The organism is Dysgonomonas sp. 521 (genome assembly GCF_010501055.1).
Lineage (GTDB): Bacteria > Bacteroidota > Bacteroidia > Bacteroidales > Dysgonomonadaceae > Dysgonomonas.
In genome coordinates this window covers 43,675-56,036 of the sequence record NZ_QVMO01000014.1, presented here as the reverse complement: position 1 = coordinate 56,036, position 12,362 = coordinate 43,675, and the positions used below count along the sequence as shown (strand labels likewise).

10 protein-coding genes are annotated in these 12,362 nt (G+C 42.8%); 1 reads left to right on the top strand and 9 read right to left on the bottom strand.

Going from position 1 to position 12,362, the window contains the following annotated elements; all coding sequences use genetic code 11:
* Positions 1 to 2: 2 nt before the first annotated feature.
* Together D0T84_RS06560 and D0T84_RS06555 are read right to left on the bottom strand one after the other, a co-directional pair.
* Positions 3 to 707 (bottom strand): 16S rRNA (uracil(1498)-N(3))-methyltransferase, encoded by a 705-nt coding sequence (locus D0T84_RS06560; protein WP_163307083.1) that lies wholly within the window; start codon positions 705 to 707, stop codon positions 3 to 5.
* Between the two features lie 79 nt (positions 708 to 786).
* Positions 787 to 1,881 carry a hypothetical protein gene (locus tag D0T84_RS06555; protein WP_163307082.1) on the bottom strand — a complete coding sequence of 365 codons (1,095 nt, stop codon included), beginning with the start codon at positions 1,879 to 1,881 and terminating at the stop codon, positions 787 to 789.
* 694 nt (positions 1,882 to 2,575) lie between these two features.
* Between D0T84_RS06555 and pnp the strand changes: the two genes are divergently transcribed.
* Positions 2,576 to 4,756, top strand: a complete 2,181-nt coding sequence (pnp, locus tag D0T84_RS06550) for a polyribonucleotide nucleotidyltransferase (protein WP_163307081.1) — start codon at positions 2,576 to 2,578, stop codon at positions 4,754 to 4,756.
* An 80-nt stretch (positions 4,757 to 4,836) separates the two neighbouring features.
* Here pnp and tatC read toward each other — a convergent pair whose 3' ends face one another.
* From tatC to D0T84_RS06515, 7 genes are all read right to left on the bottom strand, one after another.
* Positions 4,837 to 5,709: a twin-arginine translocase subunit TatC gene (gene tatC, locus D0T84_RS06545; protein WP_163307080.1), complete on the bottom strand. Its 873-nt coding sequence runs from the start codon at positions 5,707 to 5,709 to the stop codon at positions 4,837 to 4,839.
* A 14-nt stretch (positions 5,710 to 5,723) separates the two neighbouring features.
* Positions 5,724 to 5,930 (bottom strand): twin-arginine translocase TatA/TatE family subunit, encoded by a 207-nt coding sequence (tatA, locus tag D0T84_RS06540; protein ID WP_163307079.1) that lies wholly within the window; start codon positions 5,928 to 5,930, stop codon positions 5,724 to 5,726.
* A 135-nt stretch (positions 5,931 to 6,065) separates the two neighbouring features.
* The gene (locus tag D0T84_RS06535; protein WP_163307078.1) at positions 6,066 to 7,034 is read right to left on the bottom strand and encodes an FAD:protein FMN transferase; all 969 of its coding nucleotides are present in this window, start codon (positions 7,032 to 7,034) and stop codon (positions 6,066 to 6,068) included.
* 90 nt (positions 7,035 to 7,124) lie between these two features.
* Positions 7,125 to 8,027 (bottom strand): sugar phosphate isomerase/epimerase, encoded by a 903-nt coding sequence (locus D0T84_RS06530; protein WP_163307077.1) that lies wholly within the window; start codon positions 8,025 to 8,027, stop codon positions 7,125 to 7,127.
* 90 nt (positions 8,028 to 8,117) lie between these two features.
* On the bottom strand, positions 8,118 to 9,011 hold the full coding sequence (locus D0T84_RS06525) for a DUF1080 domain-containing protein (RefSeq protein WP_163307076.1): 894 nt from the start codon (positions 9,009 to 9,011) through the stop codon (positions 8,118 to 8,120).
* Between the two features lie 58 nt (positions 9,012 to 9,069).
* Positions 9,070 to 10,545 carry a Gfo/Idh/MocA family protein gene (locus D0T84_RS06520; RefSeq protein ID WP_163307075.1) on the bottom strand — a complete coding sequence of 492 codons (1,476 nt, stop codon included), beginning with the start codon at positions 10,543 to 10,545 and terminating at the stop codon, positions 9,070 to 9,072.
* 126 nt (positions 10,546 to 10,671) lie between these two features.
* Entirely contained in the window at positions 10,672 to 12,360 is a 1,689-nt protein-coding gene (locus tag D0T84_RS06515) for a Gfo/Idh/MocA family protein (RefSeq protein WP_163307074.1), read from the bottom strand.
* Positions 12,361 to 12,362 lie beyond the last annotated feature (2 nt).

The following is a 12,362-nucleotide window of genomic DNA, read 5'->3' as shown; positions in this document are numbered from 1 at the left end:
TATCACCAGTTCAGCACATGGATAGCATGACATGCTGCCAATGCTGCTGTTTCGGTCCGCAAACGGCTTTCTCCTAATGAAACGGGTTGAAAGCCTTTTTTTATAGCTTGCTCTACCTCCTGTTCGGAGAAATCCCCTTCGGGGCCAATCAGTATAAGGACATCCTCCCCTTTTGTATAAGCATCCTTTAATGTTTTCTTTTCGTGAGGATAGCAGTGTGCGATAAACTTCTGTCCTTTAAAATCCTGTTCCAAAAATTTGGAAAAGGGCAGCATTTCATCCAGTTGTGGAAGAATGGCCTTTTGTGACTGCTTCATTGCCGAAACAAGTATCTTTTCAATACGTTGCAGCTTTATATCTTTACGCTCGGAGTGGCGGCAGAGAATCGGCGAAAACCGGTCAATCCCTATTTCTGTAGCTTTCTCGGCAAACCACTCTATACGATCCATATTTTTTGTCGGTGCGAAAGCAATCCGGATCGTACAATTCCAGTTTGCAGGCTGCTCCGTTGTATTCAGTATATTTACAAGGCAGTGCTTTGGGTTAGCCTGTATAATCTTCGCATCGTAGAAAAAGCCTTTTCCGTCTGTCAGAAGAATTTCGTCCCCCTCTTTTTTTCGCAATACTTTTATGCAATGCTGCGCTTCTTCGAGCGGCAGTTCAGGATTGCTGAGTATATCGGGTGTATAGAATATTGTTTTTTCCATCTGTTATTCAATCATAATGCGGCATAAAGGTAGTGGATTATTCCCATTTTTGTATAACTGTGCCTGCCTGAACGCTTTTCTAAATTGTGTAATAAAGCCAATCTTTTATTTCTTCCTCTGTCAACTCCTTTTCTATCTCAATGCCTGCTTTCAGATTTCTGAAAGTACGCTGGATAGTTGATGAACGGCTGTATGACGGCAGTCCCAATAATATTACCCTGCGGCCGTTGTGAATACTTATATCACTCGGAATACCTTCGCCCCATATCCAGCAATCAGTAAAACTTCTGGCTACAGACTGGTTCTTTTCATTGTTAATCAGCTGTTCCCAGTCCGGTTGTCTGCACAATTCCAGATTGTACATATTCCATTTGCTTTGTGCGGAAACTTTTTCAAGCTGTTGAGGCCCCGTACCATCAAAAACGCTATGGATTTCTTCCGAAACGGCAGACTTCCCGTCATTCATAAAAGGAATTCCCATCAACAGATATTGAAGCTGCGTATTATCCACTATCCCGCTAATTTTTCCTGTAAAGCCTATATTCCTGTCGATGTCTATCACTGTCACAGGTTCGTCAAACAGTACGCCAAAGAGTTCGTTCAGCCAGTAACAACCCTGATTATATTGTCCTGCAAACGCTATTTTATCCGCTAAACGTGTTTTTGCGGCAAAGAAATTGCTTTTACTAATAGAAAATACGGAAACGGCGCAGGCATAAAATTTATCAAGGCCAACTACAGCATTGTAAGTAGCCTGACTTATCCGGCTTCTGTCGGAGACCAAATCTGCAAAAACCTTATTTATTATTTCATCCCTTTTCTCGTCATCTTCTTCCTTTACATTCTCTATTTCAGTAAATAATAATTCATAAAAGGTACGCGAACAGTCGAGAAGATTATCGTATAAGTCGATCAGGGGATGCAGGATGGAATCACTTGAAAATCCCCTCTCTACCAGATAGCCACAAATAATGGTAGCCGTGGACGCCCGTTCCATATCCGGCAGGTTATGCAGGCCGAACACCCTCTTCATAAAGACAAGTATTTCCTCATCTGTACTGTCGTCAAAGCATTTGTAGCATTCCTGCAACGCCTTGTTCAGTTCGTCTTTCGTAGAAGACGGCAGGGATATAACCCTTATAAATTCATCTGTAGCTTTTCGAAGTTTTTGCATATCATTATAGTGTTTATAAATCAAAGATACATAATAGAGTTTATATTCAATAAAAGAGTAAGAAGCATATTTTTAGGAGTTTTAGTTGCCACGACTTTCAAGTCGTGGATAATAATACAGATAGAAAACGACTTTAGTCAAAACATTTTGGCTAAAGCCATTATCTGATTAGACTATTATCCTCCAGCTAAAGCAGGAGGCAATTAAATCACAGAGAATAAACCATATATAATCTTATTGAATATAAACTCTAATACATGATAAAAAATAGATACTATCATTCTAACCCTTCCCCCTTCGGGGACTTCAATTACATTAGTCGTTTTACATACGCTTCGCTCCTGTGAACGTTGTTTGTCGTGACTCGGCATAACATAAAATAAATTTTAGTTCTGCTCTCGCTACTTAAAACGTTCCCTTTATCAAAAGGGAAGAGTGCCTGACGGATCAAACGGCATCTGTCTTCGCTTTGCGACTCTCCTCTCGCTTCTCCCCCTCCTTTTGGGGAGGGCCGGGAGTGCCCACAGGGAGAGGGGTTGAACCTTAATATTCTATTTTTGTCATGTACCGTGATGGAATATATAAAAAACTTATCCGATTTTAGTACGGTTGCCTTGTTTTCTGAATTGCATCCTCTTAATTTTCAAAAACTTTACTTACCTTTGTTCGATTTTAAGAAGTAAAAAAAATATTTATGATGAATCCGATTACAAAGAGTATCGATTTAGGTGATGGAAGGACTATCACTATTGAGACCGGAAAATTGGCAAAACAAGCTGACGGATCAGTTATGTTGCGCATGGGTAATACCATGTTGTTGGCAACAGTTTGCGCGGCCAAAGATGCAAATCCGGGTGTTGATTTTATGCCTTTACAGGTAGAGTATAAAGAAAAATTTGCCGCGTTCGGCCGTTTCCCCGGAGGTTTCCAACGTAGGGAGGGACGCGCGTCAGATTATGAAATATTGGTTTGCCGGTTAGTAGACCGTGCGCTTCGTCCACTGTTTCCGGACGATTACCATGCTGAGGTATTTGTGAATGTTACCTTGTTCTCGTCCGATGGCGAAGATATGCCTGACGCATTAGCCGGACTTGCCGCATCAGCCGCCCTGGCTGTTTCAGATATCCCGTTCAACGGCCCTATCTCGGAAGTAAGGGTCGCGCGTGTTGACGGTCAGTTTGTACTGAATCCTACATTTACCCAGTTGGCGCAGGCTGATATGGATATTATGGTAGGTGCCACTATCGACAACATTATGATGGTAGAAGGTGAGATGAAAGAAGTTTCGGAAGCAGAAATGCTGGAAGCTATCAAGTTCGCTCACGAAGCTATCAAAGTGCAGTGCCAGGCTCAGATAGAACTGATGGAAGCTGTTGGTACAACTACAAAACGTGAGTACAGCCACGAAACAAACGATGAAGAACTACGCAAAGATGTTTGGGCAAAATGCTATGACAAAGCTTATGCCGTAGCTGCTTCGGGTAATACAAACAAACACGAGCGTGTAGACAACTTCAAAGCTATAGAAGAAGAATATAAAGCCAACCTTACAGAGGAAGAACTGGAGGAGAAAAGCGCTTTGATCTCCCGTTATTACCATGATGTGGAAAAAGAAGCGATGCGCCGTTCTATCCTTGACGAAGGCAAACGCCTCGATGGCCGTAGCACTACCGAAATACGCCCTATATGGAGCGAAGTAGATTATCTGCCGGGGGCCCACGGTTCTGCAGTCTTTACACGAGGTGAAACCCAGTCGCTGACAACGGTAACACTAGGAACGAAGCTGGATGAAAAGATAATAGACGATGTACTGAATAACGGAAAAGAAAGATTCCTTTTACATTATAACTTCCCTCCGTTCTCTACCGGAGATGCAAGGCCACAACGTGGTGTAGGTCGCCGTGAGATAGGACACGGAAACCTTGCACACCGTGCATTGAAACCAATGATCCCAGCTAATTATCCTTATGTAATCCGTGTAGTTTCCGATATATTGGAATCGAATGGTTCGTCTTCTATGGCAACTGTTTGCGCCGGTACACTGGCATTGATGGATGCAGGGGTAAAAATTGAAAAACCGGTTACAGGTATAGCAATGGGACTTATCTCTGAAAATAAGGGTACTAACTTTGCTGTCCTTTCCGATATTCTTGGAGATGAAGACCACCTGGGAGACATGGACTTTAAAGTTTGTGGAACTAAAGACGGTATCACTGCTACACAGATGGATATAAAAGTAGACGGACTGTCTTACGAGATTCTTGAAAAAGCATTGAACCAGGCTCGTGAAGGCCGCCTTCATATTATGGGCAAAATCCTTGAAACATTGTCGGAACCACGTGCCGACTTCAAGGAAAATGCTCCACGCATTGAGGTAATGATTATCAATAAAGAATTCATCGGTGCTGTGATAGGACCTGGTGGAAAAATTATACAAGGTATACAGGAAGAAACAGGAGCGACAGTTACTATCGAGGAAATCGACGGATACGGACGTGTGGAAGTTTCTGCTACCAACAAGACATCTATCGAAGCCGCTATGGCCAAGATAAAAGGTATTGTAGCAGTACCTGAGGTAGGAGAGGTGTATGAAGCAAAAGTACGCTCGGTGATGCCTTACGGTGCATTCTGCGAATTCCTTCCGGGTAAAGACGGATTGCTTCATATCTCTGAGATATCTTGGGATCGTATCGAAGATATGGAGAAAGCAGGATTGAAAGAAGGAGATAAGATAGAAGTGAAACTGATTGATATCGACCCTAAGACAGGTAAATTCAAACTATCACGCAAGGTACTTCTTCCTCGTCCTCCAAGGCCTGAAAGACCAGTTCAGAAAGCAAACGGAGACAATAATAATCCTCCTGCAGAATCGTAATCGAGTAAACATTAGATATAAGGATGAAAAAATCCCGACTGGTTATTCCGGTCGGGATTTTTTTTGTTTTATATTAATCTCTATTTAGATTCTATTTGTATATCAGGAGTATCTTCATCGAGTTCTTCCTCTTCTTCATCCTCCTCATCTTCGTCTGTCTCCTTAGGCGCGGGTTTTACCATAAAGCGGCTTAACTCGAACAGCAAGTATAGCGGAATGAATACCACGGACAGCGTAAACGGATCGCTCGATGGTGTGATAAATGCGGATAAAACAAGCAGTCCGACAATAGCGTGCCTTCTGAATTTCTTGAAGAATGACCTGTTTAACAGGCCTAACTGGGATAAAAGCCATGATACCAATGGCAATTCGAATACAATACCCATAATGAATATCAGTATCAGGAAGTTATCCATATACGAATCGAGCGAAATGGTATTCTCTATCATTTCACTCAGCTGATAAGTAGCCAGAAACCGGAACGTCATCGGGAATACCAGGAAATATCCTACTGCACATCCTACAAAGAACATGCCTGTACCGAACAGGGCTACCCATCTGATGCTTTTTCTTTCGCTGGCATACAGTGCCGGGCTTACAAAACGCCATATCTCGAATACAAGGTATGGGAATGTAAGTATCAGCGCCAGCCAGAAAGAGGTGGTCATGTGCCTGAAAAACTGTGATGTGAGGTTATAATTTATGATCTTGATATGGAATGTATCGTCACAGAAGTCGGGCAGGAAAGGTATGGCTGATGTAGCGTAACACAAGTACTTGTACAGTACGAAATCGGCGCGTGTAGCTCCCATTATCCAGCTGTCGTATATATAAGGCATCAGCGCAAAGGCGATGATAGCAAATACAAATAAGGCGATGATAGACCTGACTAATGTCCAGCGTAGTTCTTCTAAATGATCCCAAAAGGTCATTCCCTCATTACTTTCTCCCATAGAAGCGTGCTATCTCAATCTTTCTTAGTTGTTGTTTCGTCGTTGTTTCCCTCTATATCGTCTTCGATGCCTTTCACTCCTTCTTTGAAGTTTTTGATGCCTTTGCCAAGACCTTTCATCAGTTCAGGGATTTTTTTACCGCCAAACAGGAGTAAAACAACAATGGCTATAATGATAATTTCACCTGTTCCCAGATTTCCTAAAAATAATAATGTATTCATGAATTTTGATTTTTAGTGCTTTGATGATATTAATTTCTTTAAGATTGTTTTCGGTTAACAAAATAAGATAAATAATATCTAAAAAGCGGATATAATTTAATATTTATTTCTTTTTAACACAATACAGCGGGCTCTTTATCCGTACTCCTGCATAATCTTGCCTTCGAGTGCAGGGGTGCAGTACATTTTATATTCTCCTTCTTCGTCGCATATAAATATGGCGTCCAGTCCGGTGTATTTGTTGAGCCATTCCAGTGATTTTTCGATTCCTGACACAAGGAAGGCTGTAGCATAGGCATCGGCTGCGAGGGCTTCGTCCGCAACTACTGTTACCGATAGCAGGTTGTGTTTTGACGGATAGCCTGTTGCCGGATTGATCGTATGGCTTATCTTTTGTCCGTCTTGGATATAAAATTGTCGATAGTTTCCGGATGTAGCTATTGCTCTGTCGGTTATCTGCAACACAGCTTGCAGATCCTGTCCGGGGATGGGATTGTTTTCCGATGGGCGATCTATCCCGATGCGCCATGCTTCTCCCTGTAGGTTCTCCCCTTTGAGGCGGATTTCTCCTCCTATTTCTACCAGATAATTTTGGCAGTTGTGTTCATCGAGAAAGGTTGCTACAATATCTGCCGAATATCCTTTTGCAATGGCATTTACATTCAATACAATGTCGGGGTGGCTTTTAACGATCCGTCTGTTTTCTATCTTCACCTTATCCATTCCGATATATTGTTTCAGTTTCTCTATTTGGGCTTTATCGGGCGGGTTTTTTCCCTGAGAGCTGAATCCCCAGGCTCTGAATAGCGGTTCAGCGGATATATCGAACGAACCTTCTGTTTGGGTACTTATTTCTTTTGCTTTGGTAAAGACTGTATAAAAATAGTCATCTACTTCTACGTCTTCATTCCTGTTGATACGTGAGATAATGGAATCCCGGTCATATACGGATAATGATTTTTCGAATCCGGCCAACAGGGTATCTATTTCCGGCTGAAAATCCCTGTCCTTATTATCCTGATATATGATGTTATAACTGGTTCCCTCCGCTGTCCCCCGTATATTGTAGTAGAAGGAGCCGTTATCGGCCATTACTGCGTTCATCTGTATATTTATTAGCTGTTAGCTAATAGCCGTTAGCTGTTAATGCCGCAAAGCGACAAAACTATAAGCTAACGGCTAACAGCTAAATCACTATTTATCGTAACTTTCTTTTACCAGTGGGCAATTTATCAGATATTCCAAGCTTTTCTTCACACTTTCGGCCGGAGTAAAGTTATAATGCTCTACTTCCACTACCAGATGTTTCACACCTGCAGCATCTGTGTTGTTGAAGATAGCGTCGAATCCTACCATGCCACTTTGTCCAAGTTCTTTATTATCCTTGATGTGAAGCAGGGTAAAACGGTTTTTGTACTTGTTGAAGTAGTCTACAGGGCTTTGTCCGCCTCTTACTATCCAGTACACGTCCATTTGGAAGAATACATATTCGGGGTTTGTATTTTCTATCATGTAGTCATACATCACTTTGTCTTCAATCTTGTTTTTAAGTTCGAAGTCATGGTTGTGATAGCCGAACAACATGCCGTTTTCTTTACATTTCTTTCCTATTTCGTTATAGTATTCACAGTATGTCTGCAAATCTTTAAGCGTCTTAGGTGTATCCATCCACGGAGTAACGATGTATTTCATTCCCGCAGCCTTGTGCGCAGCAATACACTGATCCCACCATTTCAGACCTTCTGTAAAATCTTTGGAAGCAAGTTCTTTTTCGTTCAATCCTCTACCTGTGTGAGAAGAAAGTACGGTCATGCCGGCGGCTTCTATACTGGCTTTAAATTCTTCAGGTGTCTTTCCGTAGAATTTACCATCGCCGTAGTTGGCGGCTTCTACGGCAGTATAGCCCATCTCTCCGGCTTTCTTTATAGCATCGTCATAGCCTTTATAACCATTGTCGCCATTGCCTATATCATCTCTTAACGAGTATAATTGCAGGGCGATATCTTTTTTTACAGGTGCTGCATTCTGGGTATCAGCTTTAGGAGTGCATGATGCCAGCATAAATATAGCTGAGGCTAGGATAATTGATATTTTCATGATAAAAATATAAGATTATTTAAAAGTCAAATCCAAGAAGGATTGCTCCTTCAAGGATTTGATAAATATTATGAATAAAAAATAGTGTAATTAGTCAAGGATCTTAATTCTGATGTTGCGGAACCAAACATCGTCGCCATGATCCTGTAGGCCGATATAACCCTGTCTGTCAGGTCCACCGCAGTTGTTCAGCAATTCGAATGCCAAAGGCCATGCTTCTTCGCTGAATTTGCTTGCCTGAAGCATTTCTGTCCATTGTGGTGTCCACAAATGGTATTCAACTACGTTTTGGCCGTTTTGTCCGTGAACTACAGTTCCTTTGTAAACCATAATCTTCGCTTTGTTCCATTCTCCAAATGGTTTAGCGTTCTGTGGTTTGGCTGGGATCATGTCGTATAATGACATTGACTGGCGGTTGTTGTCCTTACCCAGTTTTGCATCCGGATGGTTTTCGTTGTCCAATACCTGAGCTTCGGGAGAAGAAATATAAATAGGTTCCATTCTCAATTCTCCTGTTTTAGGATCTTTTGTCTGGATTTCCTGAGCCAGATAGAAGATACCTGAGTTAGCACCTTTCGCAACTTTCCATTCCAACTCCATTTCGAAGTTTTTGAACTTGTGAGCAAAAATGATATCTCCGCCGTCTTTTTCCTGAGCTTCTCCGCCACCTGTACCGTTAAACTTGATAGCGCCCTGATCGATAGTCCATTTTCCGGGAACATTATCTTTACCATAGCCACGCCATCCTTCGAATGTTTTACCATCGAAAATAGTTATATAACCGTCTTTGTCTTTCTTAAATTTAGAAAGGTCAACTTGTGGTTTATCTAATACTGTGTATTCCGGTTTAGCAGCTTCGGCTGTTTTTGCTGCCGCTGAATCCGAACCCGTACTGTTGTTATCTGTATTCTTCGCACCGCCTCCGCAAGCGACAAATGCTCCTGCAACCATACAGCAAGCCAGGCTGTAAATAATCTTTTTCATTTTTATTTTGGTTTTAGTTAAATAATAATTTGTTGAATAATAGATAGGTCTGTGACCATTAAGGCATAGCCGGCAATTTCCAACCATCTCTGTACTTATGCTTAATCAATTCTTCGGCAAAGAGTTGAGCATTGATCGGATCGGTCCATATCTTATTGAATTTAGGGTCTCCGTCTACAATCTTGAAATCGTCCTTAATTAATATCTTGATTTCTTCGTTCGGAGCGATGTTTGTGAATTTCATGTTTTCGCCGTCCCACAACAATTCCTTATTCAAGGTTTGCAAACGAATAGCCAAAACTCCCATCACTACCATTTCGTTGAAAGGACCTGCTTCGCTGAAATCTGATTTAGTCATTACGCGGCTGGAAGCATCTTCTTTACAAGCCCGTACCCAATCCATTTCGTGCGATGTGTCTACACGGCGTTGTGTCTTAGGCGCATTCGGAACGCGGCCCGACAACAACCAAGGGTTTACACCGTAACATCCGCAAATCAGTGTATCTTTTGTGCCGTGGAAGATAACCAATCCACCGCCTTCGCCCATTAATTCTTTTCCCTGAGGGAAGCCTTTAGGACGATCGGGCATCATACCGCCATCATACCAATGCACTTCCACTTCTGGCATACCTACTTTAGGCATATTGTCGCGGGCAGGGAATGTTAATTTAACATGCTGTGCCTGTGGTGCGCAATCTTGCAACAGCAGGGTAGATGAACCTTGTACTTTGGTAGGGTAACCCAGATTCAAACCTTTGAATACCGGATGCATGATGTGGCAAGCCATATCGCCTAATGCGCCTGTACCATAATCCCACCAGCCACGCCAGTTCCAAGGAGTATATATAGAGTTGAACGGTTTCATTTTTGCAGGGCCTGTAAACAAGTCCCAATTCAAGGTGCTTGGTATTTTATCCACTTTTTCCGGGGCATTCAATCCCTGTGGCCAAATAGGACGGTCTGTAGCACATTCTACTTTCGTAACTTCCCCTATCTCTCCATTGGCAATCCATTCGCAAACGAGGTTAACGCCTTCTCCTGATGCACCCTGATTACCCATTTGGGTAGCGACTTTATGTTTTTTAGCCAGCTTGGTCAGCAAGCGGGATTCATATACTGTGTGGGTAAGTGGTTTTTGACAAAATACATGTTTGCCCATTGTCATAGCATCGGCAGATACGATAGCATGTGTGTGGTCGGCTGTCGCTACTATTACCGCGTCAATGTCTTTACCCATTTTGTCGTACATTTCACGGAAATCCCAGAATTTTTGGGCTTTTGGGAATCTGTCGAATACGCCTTTAGCATATTTCCAGTCCACATCGCATAAACCAACGATATTTTCTGTAGCTTCCACAGCTTTAATGTTAGCATGTCCCATACCTCCAACACCAACGGCTGCGATGTTTAATTTGTCGCTCGGAGCTATATGCCCGAAGTTTTGACCTAACACCGAACTTGGGATAATCGTCAGTCCGATGGCGGCTTTAGCTCCCGTAGAAAGGAACTTTCTTCTCGAAATGTCTGATGCCATAATTTCTCTGTTTTTTTAGGTTAATATTGTTTTTAGATTTAATGGTAATTCTTTTTCAGTTGATAGTTGACAATTGACAACGAAAAATTAGCAATTAACGATCTATTGTCCACTGTCTACTGTCAATTAACTTCTTACTATTTCTTCCTTATCCTTATCCCAGTACATGGTACGGCCTTCCAGATATGCGCGTGTTCCCATGTGTGCCGTGATAGCCTCTTCAAAGGCTGCATCGATACCACAAGAGATTTTCTTATTGGTATCGCGGATAGCTTCGAGCCACTCTCTTATGTGCAGGAATGTAGTATCATAGCGCTTACCTCCCAGATAAGAATATAATAGTCCGCGCTGGGCGAAATAGAGTTCGGTGGCGGAGGTTACCGCGTCTACATTACTTTTGCCCGGAACGTATGTATAGAATGGTACATCCGGTTTGATAATACCATTGTCGATCTTATCTTTATATCTGGTAGACGCACTGTCTACTTTCACTGTTAGTGTGTCTCCCACTTCCATCGACGCATCGTGCCCCATGATTACTTTCCCTCTGTTGCGGTTGCTGGCAAGAGTGGCGCTATATAGCATGGTCATGTCTTTGTCTGGAAATTCGAACGTGGTTTGCAGTACATCCGGCACGGTTCTGCCGTCCTTGAAGAAGTAAACTCCTCCCGAAGATGTGGCGGAGTGCGGTATGCCGACACCCATCAGCTGGTTGATGGCATCATATTCGTGTGTTAGCAAGTCTCCGCTCAGCCCTGTACTGTAATCCCACCAGCAACGCCAGCGGAAGAAGCGTTCGAGGCTGAATTTGCCCCTTTCGTCCGGGCCTACATATTTTTCCAATTTATATTTGGTCATGTAGTCCATATATTCTTTAACCCTTTCTTCGTCTCCTTCAAACTGTTTCCAGTCGATGGTTTTCGGATTGGCAGTAGGGTCAATGTCATATACCCAAGCTCCGTTCGGGTCATTTCTGTTTGTGCATACTTCTATCAGGGAGATTGGCCCGAGCAGGCCTTTGTCTATGATTTCCTTTGCTTTATGGTAGCTATCTACCTGCCGTCCCTGATGTCCCAACTGGAAAACCACACCTGTCTGTTTGATGACATCCCTTACCATATATGTTTCGGGTACAGTCCACGAGAGAGGTTTTTCTACATACACATGTTTTCCCGCTTTGGCGGCATCCATAGCCATTGTGCTGTGCCAGTGGTCGGGTGTTGCTATAATTACGGCGTCTATATCGTCCGCAGCCAGCATTTCCTGATAGTGGCGGTAACGTTTAGGTTCAGGCCCCAGTTTTCCACCCAGTCCTTCCCTGTTTATATTTGCTCCGGCAGCTACTCCCTGTTCGGCAAATGTATCAAAAATATCACATACGCCGGTTAGGACGACGTTGAGGTCTTCCTGTTCTTTGAATAGCTGGTAGCGCGTATCTTTTTTATCTTTTTTCGATTCATCTATGAGGTCTTGCAAAGACTGGGGAGTTGCAAATCCTGCCGCTCTCAATAGTTGTTTTCCTCTGATACCACATCCGATGATTCCCAGCCGGATTTGTTTCCCGTTAGGCTGTAAATCGGGTATTGTGGCCGTTTCTTTACTCAGGCTAAAGACGTCGCTCACATCGTGCATCGTCTTATCGTACTTCTGTTTTTTATAAACACCATAAGCCATTGCCCCCAGGATAGGAACAGTAGCTAACGCTTTTAATGCATCGCGCCGTCCCTGCGATTCGGGCAGCGGGCTTCCATTGGATTGTGGTTTTTGGTTGTTTTCTTTATCTGGTTCTGTAACTTTCTTATCTTCGGATGTCATGA

What these genes read in the sequence shown, in the direction of transcription:
- tatA (WP_163307079.1), bottom strand. Translation starts at nt 5,930, where the DNA reads ATGAATACATTATTATTTTTAGGAAATCTGGGAACAGGTGAAATTATC.
- tatC (WP_163307080.1), bottom strand. Translation starts at nt 5,709, where the DNA reads ATGGGAGAAAGTAATGAGGGAATGACCTTTTGGGATCATTTAGAAGAA.
- D0T84_RS06555 (WP_163307082.1), bottom strand. Translation starts at nt 1,881, where the DNA reads ATGCAAAAACTTCGAAAAGCTACAGATGAATTTATAAGGGTTATATCC.
- D0T84_RS06515 (WP_163307074.1), bottom strand. Translation starts at nt 12,360, where the DNA reads ATGACATCCGAAGATAAGAAAGTTACAGAACCAGATAAAGAAAACAAC.
- D0T84_RS06525 (WP_163307076.1), bottom strand. Translation starts at nt 9,011, where the DNA reads ATGAAAAAGATTATTTACAGCCTGGCTTGCTGTATGGTTGCAGGAGCA.
- D0T84_RS06530 (WP_163307077.1), bottom strand. Translation starts at nt 8,027, where the DNA reads ATGAAAATATCAATTATCCTAGCCTCAGCTATATTTATGCTGGCATCA.
- D0T84_RS06535 (WP_163307078.1), bottom strand. Translation starts at nt 7,034, where the DNA reads ATGAACGCAGTAATGGCCGATAACGGCTCCTTCTACTACAATATACGG.
- D0T84_RS06560 (WP_163307083.1), bottom strand. Translation starts at nt 707, where the DNA reads ATGGAAAAAACAATATTCTATACACCCGATATACTCAGCAATCCTGAA.
- pnp (WP_163307081.1), top strand. Translation starts at nt 2,576, where the DNA reads ATGATGAATCCGATTACAAAGAGTATCGATTTAGGTGATGGAAGGACT.
- D0T84_RS06520 (WP_163307075.1), bottom strand. Translation starts at nt 10,545, where the DNA reads ATGGCATCAGACATTTCGAGAAGAAAGTTCCTTTCTACGGGAGCTAAA.